Annotated in this window: 12 protein-coding genes; 1 reads left to right on the plus strand and 11 read right to left on the minus strand. The window is 61.1% G+C overall.

What is annotated here, in order from left to right; translation table 11 throughout:
• Positions 1-40: 40 nt before the first annotated feature.
• The 6 genes from NKH37_RS18280 to NKH37_RS18305 form a co-directional block, all read right to left on the minus strand.
• Complete coding sequence (locus NKH37_RS18280; RefSeq protein ID WP_353003614.1) at positions 41-991, minus strand: phosphotransferase family protein; 951 nt, start codon at positions 989-991, stop codon at positions 41-43.
• A 288-nt stretch (positions 992-1279) separates the two neighbouring features.
• Complete coding sequence (locus NKH37_RS18285) at positions 1280-3421, minus strand: beta-galactosidase (protein WP_352639428.1); 2142 nt, start codon at positions 3419-3421, stop codon at positions 1280-1282.
• 18 nt (positions 3422-3439) lie between these two features.
• Positions 3440-4579, minus strand: coding sequence for an ABC transporter ATP-binding protein (locus NKH37_RS18290; RefSeq protein WP_023720669.1), 1140 nt, complete (start codon positions 4577-4579; stop codon positions 3440-3442).
• Positions 4580-4640: 61 nt separating this feature from the next.
• Positions 4641-5492, minus strand: coding sequence for a carbohydrate ABC transporter permease (locus tag NKH37_RS18295; RefSeq protein WP_352484037.1), 852 nt, complete (start codon positions 5490-5492; stop codon positions 4641-4643).
• Positions 5492-6376, minus strand: a complete 885-nt coding sequence (locus tag NKH37_RS18300; protein ID WP_023720671.1) for a carbohydrate ABC transporter permease — start codon at positions 6374-6376, stop codon at positions 5492-5494. The genes NKH37_RS18295 and NKH37_RS18300 overlap by 1 nt, the downstream gene beginning before the upstream one ends.
• A gap of 70 nt (positions 6377-6446) precedes the next feature.
• Positions 6447-7718, minus strand: a complete 1272-nt coding sequence (locus NKH37_RS18305; RefSeq protein WP_352639427.1) for an ABC transporter substrate-binding protein — start codon at positions 7716-7718, stop codon at positions 6447-6449.
• Between the two features lie 258 nt (positions 7719-7976).
• Here NKH37_RS18305 and NKH37_RS18310 point away from each other — a divergent pair, with 258 nt between their 5' ends.
• A complete protein-coding gene (locus NKH37_RS18310; RefSeq protein ID WP_352639425.1) occupies positions 7977-9179 on the plus strand; it encodes an ROK family transcriptional regulator in 1203 nt (400 codons plus the stop codon).
• 26 nt (positions 9180-9205) lie between these two features.
• Here NKH37_RS18310 and NKH37_RS18315 read toward each other — a convergent pair whose 3' ends face one another.
• The 5 genes from NKH37_RS18315 to NKH37_RS18335 form a co-directional block, all read right to left on the minus strand.
• Positions 9206-10576, minus strand: a complete 1371-nt coding sequence (locus tag NKH37_RS18315) for an alpha-glucosidase/alpha-galactosidase (RefSeq protein WP_031211901.1) — start codon at positions 10574-10576, stop codon at positions 9206-9208.
• 21 nt (positions 10577-10597) lie between these two features.
• Positions 10598-12265: an ABC transporter ATP-binding protein gene (locus tag NKH37_RS18320; protein WP_352823290.1), complete on the minus strand. Its 1668-nt coding sequence runs from the start codon at positions 12263-12265 to the stop codon at positions 10598-10600.
• 10 nt (positions 12266-12275) lie between these two features.
• On the minus strand, positions 12276-13409 hold the full coding sequence (locus NKH37_RS18325) for an ABC transporter permease (protein ID WP_353003615.1): 1134 nt from the start codon (positions 13407-13409) through the stop codon (positions 12276-12278).
• Between the two features lies 1 nt (position 13410).
• On the minus strand, positions 13411-14418 hold the full coding sequence (locus tag NKH37_RS18330; protein WP_353003616.1) for an ABC transporter permease: 1008 nt from the start codon (positions 14416-14418) through the stop codon (positions 13411-13413).
• Positions 14419-14522: 104 nt separating this feature from the next.
• Positions 14523-16607 (minus strand): ABC transporter substrate-binding protein, encoded by a 2085-nt coding sequence (locus tag NKH37_RS18335; RefSeq protein WP_023720678.1) that lies wholly within the window; start codon positions 16605-16607, stop codon positions 14523-14525.
• Positions 16608-16696 lie beyond the last annotated feature (89 nt).

Here is a 16696-nt window from a genome sequence, read left to right on the forward strand (position 1 = left end):
GTATCGCGTGCGGCTCGCTTAGCCGATTGCCAGCCTCTCCTCACCAGGGCCGCGCGCCGTCGATGACTTCCATGGCGCGTGCAGCAAAACGGCCGGCCAGCGGTGCCACGTCGGCCGCATCGGCCGCAACCGCGCTGCCGGCCAGCACGCGGTCGGCGATGCCGACGAAGATCACCGCAAAGCGGAACATGGCAAACACCAGATGGAACCGCTGCAGCGGCGCCGTCAGCACTGCGTAGGCAAAGTAATGATCGAGGAATTCGCGCTGTGTCGGAATGCCGAGCGCTGCCTGATCGAGGCCGAGGATGCCGCCATATTCGTCAGGCGAGGAATGCCAGGGCATCGAGCAGAAGCCGAGATCGGCAAGCGGATGGCCAAGGGTCGATAACTCCCAGTCGAGTATGCCGATCACTTCGGGCCGCTCGGGATGGAAGATGAGGTTGCCGAAACGGAAGTCGCCATGCGCGATCGAGACGTGGCCGTCATCTGGCGGAAGATGTCGCGGCAGCCATTCGGCGACGGCTTCGAGCGCGGTGATGCGCTCGCTCGGCGATTCCCGCAACTGTCTGGTCCAGCGCGCGATCTGTCGTTCAAAATAGTTCCCGGGACGGCCATAATCGCCGAGCCCGACCTCTTCCGGCCGGACTGCGTGCAGTTTTGCCAGCGCCTCGGCCATGCCAAAATAGATGCCGCGCCGCTCGTCCGGCGCCAGTCCCGGCAACGAGCCATCGTGGAACACCCGGCCGTCGAGCCGCTGCATCAGGTAGAATGGCGTGCCGAGCGGCTCGTCGCCGTCGTGAAAGAGCACCGGCCGCGGCACCGGCACCTCTGTCGCCGCTAGCGCTTCGATCACCCTGTATTCGCGATCGACGGCATGAGCGCCGCGCAGGATCGGTCCCGGAGGTTTCTTGCGCAGCACCATGCGGCGGCCGCCGTAGTCGACGAAATAGGTCGGGTTGGATTGGCCGCCGACGATCCGCTCAAGCGACATCTGGCCATCGCCAAAATGCGCTCTCAGAAACTCCTCCAGGCGCGGCCGGAACGGACGAACCGAGCAACAGCCAGGACACGATTCCAAGCGCCAGGGAGAAACGCAAATTCCGAGTAGTTTTCGGCATCTCGTCCACAGAATTTCTCCTCCTCTGTCAACAGTCTACCAAATCTCCCAGTAGAACATTACCAAAAAATCAACGCTCTCACCATTTTCGATATTCTGTGGACTGGAAACTGACCTCCCTCTTCTTCTATCTTGAACCTGCTGGCGGCATATCGTATCGCATCAGATCAATTCGATGATAGCACAGCCATAGCCGTCCAGGGTCAGCACTCCGGAGACAGGCCTTTTGCCGTCGAGCAGGTTGCTGCCGGCGGGAACGCCGGTTACCGCAACCGGCGTGTCCTTGATGTTTTGCATGAACAGAAGCTGGCGTTCATCATTCTCGCGCATCGTCACCTCGACGCCGTCCGGCAGATCCGGAACCAGAGGCTCCACGTTCGCGTCGGCGAAAGTGCGGGTTGCGAGCTGAGCCGTCAGTTCCGGAGTCAGGTAGGTGCCGACATAGAGCACACGGCCCTTGCCGACGGCGCGGGAAGTGATTGCAGGCGCTCCCACCGCGTAGCGGTTCGACCAAACCCCGATAATTTCGACTTCCGGTTCGACTGCGAGGTTCTCATAGAAATAACCGGCATCGAACTCGTGGTTGCCGAAGGTATAACGACGGATGCGGCGGCTGGATTCGGCCGGTCTGTCGGGAGGAATGACGAGCCCGCCGGAGCGCGACATGGTGTTGAACAGGCCATTAGCCCCAGGTGCCGCCAGCCGCCCGAAATCCTCGACGCGAACACCGGTCAGCTTCGACAGCGACCGGCCCGGCGCTGTCTCGCGGATGACGTGGTTGTTTTCGTCGCGGGTTCCCGTGCGCGCGCCGATGATGATGATACCGCCATTTTCGGCAAAGACTTGCAGCCGCTCGGTCCAGTTGTCCTTCCAGATCACCCAATGCGGCACGTAGAACACCTTGAGCTTCGATAGATCGTCTTCCGGGTGGATGAAGCCGCAGGCGATGCCGCGGTCATAGCAATACTGATGCAGCAAGGTTGCGTCGTCCTGCGGGCTCGGCAAGCCGATCGGGAAGGTTTTGTGGGCTTCCTGATTGTCGAAGTCCGAGCCGGCGATGCCGACATCCATCCGCACATGGGTGCCTAGGATCTTGTCTTTAAGCGCCGTCATCTCGGTGGCGAACTGCCTCGCTTCGTCGTAGCGGCGGCGAGCGACATCATCGTGATCGATGATGCCCATCCAGTATATCTCGGCGCCGAAATGCGCGGGACGCCAGCGGAAGAACATGATGCCATCGGCGCCACGCGCAACGGACGACATCGCCATGCGTCGCATTTCGCCCGGCTCCGGCGTCAGCGTGCAGAAGCCCGGCTGGGCGCCAAAACCTGACTGTTGTTCCGGCACTATGTAGTTGCCGGAAAATCCCCTGCAGATGTCGAGATGCAGTGCCTGGATCTTGGCGTGGTTGCCGAGGCGAAAGAACTCGTCATAGAGGAACGGGTAGATATCGTAGCCGACAAAGTCGAGATCGGTGGAGAACTGGCCTCGAAAATCGATATCGCGCAATCCGCCGAGATTGTGGAAGATGAACCAACCGGCATTCGTGGCTCTCAGGATCTCGACCTGGTCGTGCTGGAACCGTGCTGTCGAAAACGCGAGAAAACGGTGGTAGTCCTGGAGGTGACCGGGACCGGGAAAGGACGGGGAAAAATCCAGCGGGAAGACAATTTCGCTGAAATCGCCGTAAGCCGTCGCCCAGAAATCGCCACCCCAGGCGAAGTTCAGCCTGTCTATCGTCTTGTAGGTTTCCTGGAGATAAGCCTGGAATTCCTTCAATGCCGACGGCGAATAGGATTCCGGCATGCTGGTGTTGAGTTCGTTGTCGGTCTGCCAGCCTATGACATTTGCATTGTCGCGGTAGTGGTCCGCCATCGCCCTGGTAATCTTGCGGCTATAGTCGCGAAACACCGGGCTGCTGGTGTCGGCATACTGGCGCGAGCCGTGGCCCATCGACCGGCCATTTCCATCAAGCCGCAGGATTTCCGGATGCTTTGCGGTCAGCCAGCGCGGCGGGGTGGCGGTCGGCGTGCACAGGATCGTGTTGACGCCGCGACGCGCGAGGCCCTCGATTGCCCGGTCGAACAGGTCGAAATCGAAGGTGCCTTCACGCGGTTCGAAAATGTGCCAGGCGAATTCGCCGAGGCGGGCGACGTTGAAGCCGGCCTCGGCCATGCGCCTGGCGTCATTGTCCCAGTAACTCTCGTCCACATGCTCGGGGTAATGCGGCGCGCCGACCAGAAAGCGGTCGGTCTGGATCGTCCGCCAGACCGACAGGGCGCGGCCGTTTGAAGTCTTGTTCACGAAGGATACTCCTGCAGGTCAGTCGGTGATGGTGGGTTTACGGGCACTGATGGTCCGCTCATCGACAGAGGAAAAGAGATAGACGTCACGCGGCTCGACCTTTAAGCCGACGGTCGCGTCGGCAGAGACAGCGCTCGCATGGCCGATCTGGACGGTGACGTTGCCGCTGCCGCTTTCAGAACTGACGCATTGCAGCGGGCCGGCGTCGGCATAGAGGATGGTCTCGCGGCCGAGATGCTCGACCAGCCGCACCCGTCCTGCAAAACTCGCTGTCCCTTCCGCGGCCAGGCTGATGCTCTCCGGCCGAATCCCCATTGTCACCCTATCGCCGACCTGTACGGATGCCGCTTCCGTCAGTTCGACAGCCAAAGGAGAAAGACCGGCGGTCGACAGCGTGGCGGCGCCGCCGGAGACAGCGGCGACGGTCACTTCGAAAAAATTCATTCGGGGTGCGCCGAGGAAGCCCGCGACGAAGAGATTGGCCGGATTGCGGTAGAGTTCGAGCGGAGCGCCCACCTGCTCGACCGAGCCGCGATTGAGCACGACGATACGGCTCGCCATTGTCATCGCCTCGGTCTGGTCGTGCGTGACATAGACCATGGTGGCGCCGAGCCTGGCGTGCAGATCGGAAAGCTCGACGCGCATCTGCGTGCGCAGCGCTGCGTCAAGGTTGGATAGCGGTTCGTCGAACAGGAACACGTCGGGCGAGCGGGTTATGGCACGGCCAATCGCCACACGCTGACGCTGGCCGCCGGAAAGCTGTTTCGGCCGCTTGTCGAGCTGGTCGGTAATGCGAAGGATCTTGGCGGCTCGCAGCACGGCGGCATCGATCTCGGCCTTGGGGCGATGCGCCATGCGCAGGCCGAAACCCATGTTCTCGGCGACGGTCATATGCGGGTAAAGCGCATAAGACTGAAAAACCATGGCAATGCCGCGCTCACCCGGCTCGGTGGTGGTGACATCACGGTTGTTGATGAGAATTTCACCGGTCGAAACGGTTTCAAGCCCGGCAATGATCTTCAACAGCGTTGACTTGCCACAACCGGACGGCCCGACGGTGACAATGAACTCGCCCTGTTCGACGCTGAGATCAATGCCGCGCAGTGCATGATAGGTGCCATAATTCTTTTGTATCTGCCGGAGTTCAAGACTGGTCATGGAGCCCTGCTTGCAAAATCAGTTTCGAATCGGATGGGCGACGCCTTGAAGCCATGGTCGTTCATCCCTTGACCGCTCCCATGGTGAGGCCGGTGATGAAGTGCTTCTGCATAAGGAAGAACATGGCGACTGGTGGCAAAGCCACGACGATGGTTCCAGCCGAGATCAAGTTCCAGGCCGAGACCCATTCGCCGCGCAGATTGGCAAGGCCGGCGGTGACCGGTTTTACGGTATCGCTGATGGTGAGCACGACCGCCCAGAAATAATCGTTCCAGATGAAGGTGAAGAGCAGGATGGCAAGCGCCGCGAGAGCCGGCCGTACCAGTGGGACGACGACGTGTACCAATGTCTGAAACGGTGTCGCGCCCTCGGCCCTGGCTGCCTGAAACAGTTCTCCCGGCAAGGCGGCGATGAAGTTGCGCATGAACAGTGTTGCAAACCCGGTCTGGAAGGCGATGTGGAAGATGATCAGGGCCGACATCGTGTCGTAGAGGTTGAGCCGCACCATGAGATCGCGGACCGGGATCATCATGATCTGGTGCGGCAGGAAGTTTCCGCCGACGAACAGGGCGAAGACGAGCATGTTGCCGCGAAATCGGTAACGGGCGAGCACGAACCCGGCGAGCGTGCTCAAGATGAGAACGCCGATCACCGAGGGGATGGTGATCGTCAGGCTGTTGAGGAAGTAGCGGGCCATCGGCGTCTGGGTGAAGACTGCCGTGTAGTTGTCGACCAGGCCGAATTGGGTCGGCCAGCCCCACAGATTGCCGCCCATGACATCCTGCGTAGAGCGGAACGAGGTAAGAATGATGGCAAAGAGCGGCGCCAGCCAGACAATCAGGATGCCGACCACCAGCACGACATAGAGGCGACGCTGCCAAATAGCAGTTTCGGGAATCGGGCGGGGAAACATCAGCCGCCCCTTTCATCGGCGCGGATCATCCGCGTCAGGTACCAGGCGATGAAGACCGCCATGATCACGAACAGCACCGAGGCAATGGCCGCGCCATAGCCGAAGCGGTAGGAAAAGATGGACTGCTCGAACATCTGATAGGCAAGCACCTCGGACGAACCGAAGGGGCCGCCGCTGGTCATCACCGAGACCATGTCGAAGGAACGCAGTGCGCCGACGACGGTGACAGCGATGGCGATAAAGGTGACCTGTGTCAGTTGCGGCAACACGATGTGGCGCAGCATGTTCCAGCCCCTGGCGCCGTCGACCCGCCCGGCGCCGATCAGGTCCTCGCTGAGATTGTTGAGGCCGGCGAGATAGAGCACCATGCAGAAGGCGATCTGCGGCCACAACGCTGCGATCACGACGGCGAAGGTGACGAAGTTTTCATCCGACAGCACTGCCGGGGCGGTCGCGCCGAAGGTGCGGAAGATCAGGGCGAGAAGTCCGAATTCCGGCGTATAGACCCAGGTGAAGACAACGCCGACGGCAACCGAAGCCAGCACCAGCGGAATGAAGAACAGCGACTTGAGCAGGCGCATGCCGCGGATTTTCTGGCTGACGAGCAGCGCGATGGCGAGGCCGAGCGGCGGCGCCAGCATGAACATCACCAGCCAGATCAGATTGTTCTTCAGCGAAACATAGAACTGCGGGTCGGCGAACAATTCGCGGTAGTTGCCAAGGCCGATCCAGACCATCGGGCTGAAGCCGTCCCATTCGTGCAGGCTGATCCATAGGCTCTCGACCGCAGAGGCCAGAATGACGACGGAAAACAGCACAGCAGCGGGCAGGATCAGAAGTGTCGGTGTCAGCCACCAGCGATGGCGGCGCCAAAGCTTCGTCATTTTGGGAGACCTCATTCACCGGAACGCATCGGGGAGCGGGCAAGACCCCGCTCCCCTCGGCTGGGAGGCGCTAGATCTTGAAGATCCGGCGACGGGTTCCCTCGAGTCGCTGAAGAATGGCATCCCGGCGCTCCGGCTTGGCCATGAATTCCTGGAAACCGACCAGACCCGCCTGGGCCATGTCGGGATCGGTGTCGCGGTCGTAATATTGCGACGTGCCGGCCACCGTCTTGAGGCTTTCCACAGCCGCGTTGACCAGCGGGTCCTTGCTGGCTGGAAGGTCGTTGCGCGGCGGAACGTTGCCGCCAGGTTCCAGATAGGGGCCGAAATTTTCCGGCTGGTAAAAGAAGGCGAGGAACTCGCGGGCACCCGCCTTGTTCTTGGCGTTGGCCGGGATGTGGACCGAATTGACCGAGAATTCTTCGTAACGGTCGAGGGCGGCGTCAATCTTCGGGAAAGGCGCGAATGTCAGCTGCTCGAGATCCTGCTCAGGGAAAGTAGCCTTCACGAAGGCACCGAGATTCATCATGCCGGCCTTCTTCTGGGCGAGGAAGGCGCCGGCCTCCTGCCAGCCGAACGAGGTTTGATCCGGCGTGAAGAAACCCTGCCTGATCAGCTCCTCCCAGTGGTCGAAAACAGGCTTCAGCGCCGGGTCGGTATAGGCCATCTTGCCGTTCATCAAGGCGAAGTGCTTGTCGAGACCATTGATGCGCAGGTTCATCTGATCGAACCATCCGGCCGCCGGCCAGAGTTCCTTGGTGCCGATGCTGACGGGGATTAGGCCGGCGGCCTTGGATTTCTGGCCGTAAGCGAGGAATTCGTCCCAGGTCGCCGGTACCGTAAGTCCGTGCTCGGCAAAGACGTCCTTGCGATAGAACATGCCCCACATCGTGCCGCCGGTCGGCAGTCCATACTGCTTGCCGTCGACCGTGACGGCACCGGTCGTAGCACCCAGCGCGTCCTTGTATTTTTCCTTCTCGAACAGATCCGAAATGTCGTCGAACAGGCCGCGGTTGACGAAGGCACGCATGCGGTTTCCGGAGAACCAGAAGCAGACATCCGGCGCGCCGGCCACAAGGTAGTTGCGGATCGCGGTCTTGTGGGCCTCGTGATCCATGTTGTTGATCACAACTTTGGTGCCTGACTGCTTCTCGAAATCGGCCGCGATGCGCCGCAAAATCTGCAGGGCATCGGCATTGTTTTCATCTGAAATGATGGTGACTTCGCTCGACTGGCTGAGTGCCGGCATTGGAAAGCCCGTGAGCACCGCGGCGGAAACGCCACCGGCTCCCTTAAGGAAATTGCGCCGCGTCGACGGCTTTTCGATCCACTTGAACGTCATTGTCACTCCTCCCTTGTTGTTAATTCTGCCCGGCATCGCGGCCGACGCGGTCGTCCCCCTCACCGGCGCTGTGCGAACCCGACAACGCATCTCCCGGGCAAGACAACATGCTTGCCCGCTCCTTCAGAGCGCGGTGGCTGCCGGTATGAACCGGATTATTTTCGTTAACCCCGGTTCGGGTGTTGAACAGTTGGGCAAACTTACGCATATGTTTGATCGAGAGGCAATAATTAATTTACAAAATTAAGGAATAAGTCCGTGAAGCTCAAGGGTGACCCGAGCACGACCCGGGCGATGAACCGGAGACTGATCCTCAATCTCTTGCGGCAGGAGGGTCCGCGCAGCCGGGCCGACATAGCGTCCGTTACCGGCCTCAGTCCGGCGGCCGTCACCTTCGTCGTGGCGGACCTCATCGAGGATGGCCTGCTGATCGAGGGCAAGACAGTCGTGGGCTCGGCCGGGCGCCGCCCTATCCCGGTGGATATCAACTACGCAAACGGCCTCGCCATAGGTTTCAAGCTGATGGTCGGGTCGGTCGAATGCGTGGTCACCGATCTTGCGACCAATCCGCTGGGTTCCATGCGCGTCAAGCTCTCGGACAGCGATCCCGACCGTATTACAAAGGCGTTGGCCAAGGCGGTGCCGGAGCTGATTGCGATTGTCGATCGGCCCGGCGCCAAGCTTGCCGGGATCGGCGTTTCAATGCCTGGCGTCATAGACAACCAGAAGGCCGTGTGTATCCGCAGCAATCGCTATAACTGGGACAACGTTCCCCTTGGCCCGATGCTGGCCGAACGGGTGGACGTCCCCGTGTGGCTTGAGGACGACACCAATGCCTACGCCATTGCCCAGCAACTCTTCGGCCTCGGACGCCAGCACCGCAATATGGCGGTGCTGGCGATCGGCGTCGGGATCGGCTGTGCGCTCGTCTTCGAAGGCAAACTCTATCGCGGTGCGAACGGTGCTGCCGGCAAATTCGGTCACACCTCCTATGAGGAGAACGGCCGCCTTTGCGAGTGCGGAAAACGCGGCTGCCTGATGGCCTATTACGCCGAGCCGGCGATCCTGCGCACATGGCGCGAAGCCACCGGGCACGACGAAGCGGATTGCAAAGCGACCCTTATGGAAGCCTTGGCAGACCGCGAACCGCGAGCCGTCGCCATTCTCGAAGAAGCCGGACGTGGCGTCGGCCGGCATCTCGCCAATCTTGTCAACATCACCGACCCGGAGGTCATTGTTGTCGGCGGTGAAGCGGTATCGTTTGGCGACGCGCTGTTTGGCCCGATGCGGGTGATGCTCGGGCAAAACACCTTTCGACAAGCACCGCCAATGCTGCTGGACTGGGAGGACAATTCCTGGGCAAGAGGGGCGGCTGCACTGGTGACGCAGAAGCTCTTCGATTTCGAGACATCGGCCGGCAACGCCGCGCCGCTTTCAAAGCGGGCTTTATGGTCGGCATAGGCGAGTGAAATAGACAGCCCTGCGCCTCAGGCCGCCCGAACGCTGCGCGCTCCGCGCGCCCAGGCCGGCAGCCAATCGCCATGCGCAACCAGCAAATCATCGACCAGCGACCATATCTGGTCGAGGTCGAGCTCAGCCGCCGTGTGCGGGTCCATCATCGCCGCGTGATAGATGTGCTCGCGGTTCTCGGTCATCAGCGCCTGGACCGTCAGCTCCTGGACGTTGATATTGGTGCGGATTAGCGCAGTAAGCTGCACCGGCAGGTCGCCGATGAAGGTGGGTTGAATGCCGGAGGCGTCGACGAGGCACGGCACCTCGGCCGCGCAATTATATGGCAATGACGTGATGCAGCCATTGTTGCGGACATTGCCGTAGATCACCGACGGCTCGCCGGTCCAGACCGAATTCATGATCGAGGACGCATATTCCTTCGACTGCTCCACTTCGATCTTGTCAGCCGAGCGATAGGCTTCCGCTTGCCCCTTCCAGCGTTCGATCTGCTCGATGCAGCGCTTCGGATACTCGTCGAGCGGGATACCGAATTTCTCGATCAGATCTTCGCGCCCGTCCTTGATGAAATAGGGCGTGTATTCCGCGAAATGTTCGGAGCTTTCAGTGACGAAGTAACCGAGGCGCTTCAGCATCTCGTAGCGCACCTTGTTCGGGCAGCGCGGGTTCCACCCCGGCTTCGGCGCCCGCCCTTCGCTATAGGCGCGCAGCAGATCCGGATAGAGGTTGCGATAGGAGCCGTCCGGCTGGCGATGCTCGAACTTCAGGTAGAAGGCCATGTGATTGATGCCGGCCGAGCGATAGCGAATCTCCTCGTAGGGAATGTCGAGATCATGCGCCAGCTCCATTGCCGTGCCTTGCACCGAATGGCAGAGGCCGACCTGCTTGATGTCGGGGTATTTCTCCGCGATCGCCCAGGTGTTGATCGCCATCGGGTTGACATATTGCAGCATGATAGCCTGCGGGCAGACCGCGAGCATGTCTTCGCAGATCTTCCAGAGATGCGGCACGGTTCTCAAGCCTCGCATGATGCCGCCGACACCGAGCGTATCGGCGATGGTCTGGCGCAGCCCGTATTTCTTCGGAACTTCGAAATCAGTTACCGTGCAGGGCTCGTAGCCGCCGATCTGGAAGGCGACGACGACGAAATCGGCGCCCGCCAGCGCCTTGCGCTGGTCCGAATAGGTTTCGGCTTTGGCCTTTACGCCAAGCGTCGAGATCAGCTTGCCGACGACGATTGCGCTTTCCTCGAGCCGTTGCGGATTGATGTCCATCAGCGCGATCGTCGAGCCGGATAAAGCCGGACGCTGCAATATGTCGCCGACGATGTTCCTCATGAACACCGTCGAGCCAGCTCCGATGAAAGCGACCTTGGGATTTCTTGCCACAACAACCTCCGGCATAAGCAATTAGGCTACCTCGAAAGCGGCTTTGACCAGCCGTTCGGTGTAAGCGGTCTTGGGATGGGACAGGACTTCGTCGACCGGCCCCTCTTCGACGATCTTGCCGTGCTGCATGACGATGACGCGATGGCACAGCGCCCGCACGACCTTGAGGTCGTGCGAGATGAAGATGTAGCTCAGGCCCCGTTCGCGCTGCAGCTTGCGCAGCAATTCGATGATCTGCGCCTGGACCGAGAGATCCAGCGCCGATGTCGGCTCGTCGAGTACGATGAATTCCGGTTCGAGCGCGACGGCGCGGGCAATCGCAATACGCTGGCGCTGGCCGCCGGAAAACTCGTGCGGGAAGCGCGACAGGATATCGCCGGGCATGCCGGCGCTGATCAGCGCCTCGCGCACCCGCTCGATCCGATCGTTCCTGGTGGCGCCCATGCGGTTGACGACCAGCCCTTCCTCGATGATCTGGCCGATCGTCATGCGCGGGTTGAGCGACGAGAACGGGTCCTGGAAGACGACCTGCATGCGCGACCGCAACGGCCGCATCTGGGCGCGCGAACAGCCATGGATCGGCCTGCCATCGAAATAGATCTCACCGCTGTCCGTGGTGTTGAGCCTGAGCAACGCCTCGCCGAAGGTGGTCTTGCCCGATCCGGATTCGCCAACGAGACCCAGCGTCTCGTGCCGCCGAAGGGTCAGGCTGAGGCTGTCGACGGCAACGAGTTCGCGCAGGTCCGGCCTCATGAACGTGCCATGCCGCAGCATGAAGGAGACGCGCACATTCCTAGCTTCAAGAATAACGTCGGCGCCTTCCGGCAACGGATTTGCCTGGCCGCGCGGCTCGGAGGCAAGCAGGTGACAGGTGTAGGGATGCTGCGGATTGGCGAACAGCTTCTCCGTCACATTGTGCTCGCGCATCTCCCCATGCTGCATGACGTAGACATAGTCGGAGAACTGCCGCACCACGGTCAGGTCGTGCGTGATCAGGATCACCGCCATGCGCAGTTTCTTCTGCAGGTTTCGGATGAGATTGAGGATCTGCGCCTGAACCGTGACGTCGAGCGCCGTCGTCGGCTCATCGGCGATCAGCACATCGGGATCGTTGGCCAGCGCCATGGCGATCATCACACGCTGCCGCTGACCGCCGGAAAGCTGGTGCGGATACTGCTTCAGCCGCGCCTGCGGCTCAGGAATTTGCACCTGCTGCAGGAGCTCGAGCGCTCTTGCCTCGGCCTGCCTGCGGCTCATCTTGCGATGCACCCGTATCGCCTCGACGATCTGGCTGCCGATCGTGTAGATCGGGTTGAGCGAACTCATCGGCTCCTGAAAGATCATCGAAATGCGGTCGCCGCGCAGTTTGCGCCGGGCACGCTCGGAAAATTTCAGGATGTTGGCCCCGTTGTATTCGACAGTCGATTTCGGCGACACGACTGCGCGCTTCGACAACAGTCCCATGACGGTGCGCGCCGTCACCGACTTGCCCGATCCCGACTCGCCGACAATGGCGATCGTCTCGCCGCGATAGAGCTGGAACGAGATGTCCTTGACGGCTTCGATCATGCCGTGTTCGACCTTGAAATCGACGGCGATGTTGCGGGCATCAATGACCGGGTTTTCCGAACGGGCGTCATGGTCGAGCCGGACAGGCGGTGCGAAGGATTTGACGAGCGCGTGTTGCATCATGTCATGCTCAATAAGGATCGACCGCATCGCGCAGTCCATCCCCAAGCGCGTTGAACGCGAAGACGGTGACAAGCACGAAGCCGACCGGCGAAAGGATCCAGGGATAAGTGCCGATGACCGAATAGGTCGCGGTGTCTTGCAGCATCAGGCCCCAGGAGATCAGCGGCGGCTTCACCGCGAAGCCGAGAAAACCGAGGAAGGATTCGAGCAGGACCACGCTGGGGATTGCCAACGTGACCGCAACGATCACGTGGCTCATCACGTTTGGAAAAATGTGTTGCATGATGATGCGGCCATCTGTGGCGCCGACCGCCATCGCCGCACGAACGTAGTCGATCCGCGCCAGTGCCAGGGTCTTGCCGCGCACTTCGCGCGACATCTGCGCCCAGCCGAGTGCCGACATGACGACGATCACGAAGGCCAGGAAGACATTCGTCGGCGCCGTCACCGGAACCAGCGAGGTCAGCGCCAGATAAAGCGGCAATTGCGGAAACGCGAGCACCAGTTCGACGAAGCGCTGGACCCAGACGTCGAATGTGCCGCCGAAATAGCCCGACACCATGCCGACCGTCGTGCCGATCACGGTGACGATGAAGACCACGGTCAATGCGATCATCAACGAGATGCGCGAACCATAGATCGCACGAGCCAGCACATCGCGACCGAATTTGTCGGTGCCAAGGAAGTGCACCGGCTGGCCGTCGGTCGAGCCGAAGAAGTGCCGGTTCGCGGGAAGCAGGCCGAGCAGTCTGTACTCCGCTCCCTTGACGAAGAAGCCGAGCAGCCGCGGATGGTCGTAGTCCGGCCCGACGACGGGTTGGAAGGTAACCGGGTCGAGGTCTTCCGAATCCGCCAGGGCATAGACGCGTGGCTGGAAGACGAAGTTGCCGTCCTTGTCATGGAAGCTCATCACCTGCGGCGGGGCGAAGCCGACATCGGTCACCTTGGGATCCATCGGTGCGAAGAAGTCGGCAAACACCGCCAGCAGCACCAGAGACGCGACCAGGATGAGCCCGGCCATGCCGGTCCAGGACCGTTTCAGGCGGCGCCAGACGAGTGCGATGTAACTCTCATTGCCGCGCGGCTTGATCTTGGCCGGTTCCTCGGCAAGTGGCGGCAGCGAGGGCTCGAAAGCAAGCATCTCAGGACCCTGCATATTGGCGCACACGCGGATCGAGCATGACGAGCAGCATGTCGGCGATGATGTTGCCGACGATCAGCGTCGCCGACAGCACCATCATGAATGTCGCCGTGACATAGACGTCGCCGACCGCCATCGAGCCAACGATCGCCGGGCCGACGGTCGGCAGGGCAAAGATGATCGCGGTCTCGATCTCGCCGGTCAGCATATAGGGCAGCACCACGCCCTGATACATGACCAGCGGATGCAGCGCATTGGGCACCGCATGGCGCATCACGACCGCACCGCCGCTGAGGCCCTTGGCGCGAGCGGTCTCGACATATTGCGCGTTCAGCGTGTCGAGCAGATTGCCGCGCATCACCCGCATGTTGTAGGCGAGCCCGCCGAAGGTGGCGATGGCGACAACCGGCCAGACATGCCGGACGAGATCGACGAACTTCGCCCAAGACCACGGCGCCCCGCCAAATTGCGGCGAAAAGAAGCTGCCGATCTCGGAGACGTTGAACTGGAAGACCAGCAGATAGACGATGATCAGCGCCATCAGGAAGCGCGGCACCGTCATGCCGAGGAAGGAAATCGCTGACAGCGTACTGTCGATCCAGCTGTACTGCCTGGTCGCCGCCCATATGCCGAAGGTGATACCGAGGACCGAGGCCAACAGATGGCACACCAGCGCCAGGAGCAGCGTGCGCGGCAGCCGCTCGCCCACCACGTCGGCGACGGGCTTGTTGTAATACAGGCTGTAGCCGAAGTCGCCGCGGGTGACGATGCCGGCGATCCAGTTCAGGTATTGGAGCGGAACCGGCTTATCGAGGCCATGCTCCACGCTATAAGCCTTCGCCTGCGCATCGGCCTCGGCAAAGGAGGCTCCACCCTGGTTGATGAGCTGCAAGCGGATGTAGTCGGCATAGTTGCCCGGCGGGGCCTGGATGATCGCGAAGGTAACCACGCTCAAAATGGCGAGAACCGGTAATGCGGATGCTATGCGCATAAGCAGAAATCGCAGCATCGGCCGTTTCTCTCCTCGCTCGGTTTCAGTTATCCCCTTGCCGCTGGCTTTGTCCCGGCCGCGCCAGCAGCGCGGCCGGGAATTTTCAAGTCAGGGGAGGAAACTCAGTTCGTCGGACCCTTGTCGCCGGGCTTTCCGGGAAGCTGTTCGGGGAACAGTTCATATTTCTGCTGCTTGTCGACAGCGACCCAGACCCTTTCACGAATGATCGAATCTTCGGCCCAGTTGAACATGAAGATCGGCGTTCCCTGCGGGATATTGGAGAAGCGGTTGTTGATGATCAGCGCGCCAGGATATTCGGTCAGCCCGACGGTATAGACGTGTTGCGTCGAGATCTTCTGGAACTGCTTCATCAGGCTGGCGCGCTCGTCGTTGTCCTGCGCCGAGACGAACTTGTTGACGATGTCGACGAGGTCCTTCTCGAACGGCATCAGATCGACCTGGCCGTTTTCCGGAGCGCGATGGTTCCAGCTTGTGCGTGGGCCGATCGGCGCCAGTTGCTCGGTGTTCTGTACGACCGAGGTGAGCTCCTCATCATTGCGCCTGACCATCCAATCGAAACGGCCAGAATACATGGACGCGTCGCGCTGGACGCCGTTCAACCCGTTCAGGACAACGCGAAGACCTAGCCTCTCCATCTGGCCGACGACGCCCTCCGCGAGGCTCTTGTCGGTGGTGTAGTCATTGTTGACGAGCATCACGATCTCGACATTCTTTCCGCCGGCGGTGCCGGCAGGAAAATTGACGAAGCCGTCGCCGTCGCTGTCCTTCAGGCCTGCCTTGGCGAGTTCCGCCTTGGCGCCTTCGAGATCGAAGGGGTAGTAGACCGTCGACTTCCGGTCGTAGAAGCTCGTACCCGAGGAGAAGCCGCCCGGATAGATGGCGGTGAACGGACCCTTGACCAGCGAGTCGCCGAGCGCCTTGCGGTCGAGCGCCATGGTAACGCCCTTGCGGAAATCCTCGTTGCGGTTCAGCTCGCGAACCGCCTGCCCACGCTCGTCGGGATTGCCCCAGCCGTTGGCGGAGAAGTTCATCCGCAGATTATAGCCGATCAGCCGCGGACCGAAGGCAAGCCGGGCCGGCGCGTCCTTTTGCGCCGCCCGCTTCAGCGAGGCGACGAAATTCTCCGGCTGCTCCAGATTGGAGATGTCGGCCGCCCCCGACACCGCCTGAACGTCGCGGTCGGCCCAGGTCGATAATTTGTAGTGCAGTTCATTGAGATACGGCAGTTGGTTGCCCTTCTCGTCGACCTTCCAATAGTACGGATTACGGCGCATGACGATGATGTCGTCGGGGCGGTATGCCACCGGCACCCAGGCACCCATCACGGGCATGTTCATATATTCCGGCGGGAACGCGTTCTTGAACTGCTCGTAAGTGTTCTTCGAGTATTTCGGATGCTGCGGCTTGAGGATGTGCGACGGTCCGGGGCAGAACTTGCCGTAAGCCATGGCGTAGAGGTGTTGCTTCGGAAAGGCGTCCTTGAAGGTCCACTCGACGGTGTAGTCGTCGATTTTCTTCAGCGTCGTGCCGACGCCGAAGGTCTCCTGCGTGGCGCCGTTCAGCGGCGAGACATTGGGGTCGATCACCTCGTCGTCCCAGTAGAACATCACATCGTCGGCGTTGAACGGAACGCCGTCCGACCATTTCGCGCCCTCGACCAGATGCATCGTCAGCGTGTGGCCGTCCTTCGACCAGTCCCAGCCCCTGGCGAGGTTCGGCAGCGGCTCGGTGTCCTTGGCTTCGACCTGGAAAAGCGGGGCCGTTCGCGTAAGGCATTCGGAGAGGCCGATGTCGATGCCGCCCCAGCCTTGCGTCTGCCCCGCGCCGTAGTTCCAGCCCTCCGGCCGGCCGCCGATGACATGGCGCATCGTGTCACCGTAGACGCCGACGCCGTCCGGCATGTTGCCGGTCTTGAAGACCAGCGGCTCCTTCGGGAGCCGGTCCTTGACCGGCGGCAGCTTGCCTGGCTTGACGTATTTGTCGGTGACCCAATCGGGTTCGTGGTATTCTGGAAGTGCCTTGAACTCCAGGATGGAGTCGCGCGCGACATATTTGATCTTTCCCTCGGCGGGAAATTGCGCGGGCACCGGCGGCACGGTCGGCTCGGATGCATATGCGCTCAGCGCCGAGGCCGAGACGCCAAGCGCCAGCCCTGCGAGAATGCCAATGTTTCGAAAATTCCTCATCGTCTCTCCTCCCTGTTGTTCAGGAGCGCGTTGACGCCGCTCCATTTCTCCTCGAACGCTATGCAGACGGTGCGGCGCCGAAAATCCCT

This window comes from Mesorhizobium sp. M1217 (genome assembly GCF_040318275.1).
Taxonomy (GTDB): domain Bacteria; phylum Pseudomonadota; class Alphaproteobacteria; order Rhizobiales; family Rhizobiaceae; genus Mesorhizobium.

What these genes read in the sequence shown, in the direction of transcription:
- NKH37_RS18320 (WP_352823290.1), bottom strand. Translation starts at nt 12,265, where the DNA reads ATGCAACACGCGCTCGTCAAATCCTTCGCACCGCCTGTCCGGCTCGAC.
- NKH37_RS18305 (WP_352639427.1), bottom strand. Translation starts at nt 7,718, where the DNA reads ATGACGTTCAAGTGGATCGAAAAGCCGTCGACGCGGCGCAATTTCCTT.
- NKH37_RS18325 (WP_353003615.1), bottom strand. Translation starts at nt 13,409, where the DNA reads ATGCTTGCTTTCGAGCCCTCGCTGCCGCCACTTGCCGAGGAACCGGCC.
- NKH37_RS18295 (WP_352484037.1), bottom strand. Translation starts at nt 5,492, where the DNA reads ATGTTTCCCCGCCCGATTCCCGAAACTGCTATTTGGCAGCGTCGCCTC.
- NKH37_RS18280 (WP_353003614.1), bottom strand. Translation starts at nt 991, where the DNA reads ATGTCGCTTGAGCGGATCGTCGGCGGCCAATCCAACCCGACCTATTTC.
- NKH37_RS18335 (WP_023720678.1), bottom strand. Translation starts at nt 16,607, where the DNA reads ATGAGGAATTTTCGAAACATTGGCATTCTCGCAGGGCTGGCGCTTGGC.
- NKH37_RS18290 (WP_023720669.1), bottom strand. Translation starts at nt 4,579, where the DNA reads ATGACCAGTCTTGAACTCCGGCAGATACAAAAGAATTATGGCACCTAT.
- NKH37_RS18330 (WP_353003616.1), bottom strand. Translation starts at nt 14,418, where the DNA reads ATGCTGCGATTTCTGCTTATGCGCATAGCATCCGCATTACCGGTTCTC.
- NKH37_RS18300 (WP_023720671.1), bottom strand. Translation starts at nt 6,376, where the DNA reads ATGACGAAGCTTTGGCGCCGCCATCGCTGGTGGCTGACACCGACACTT.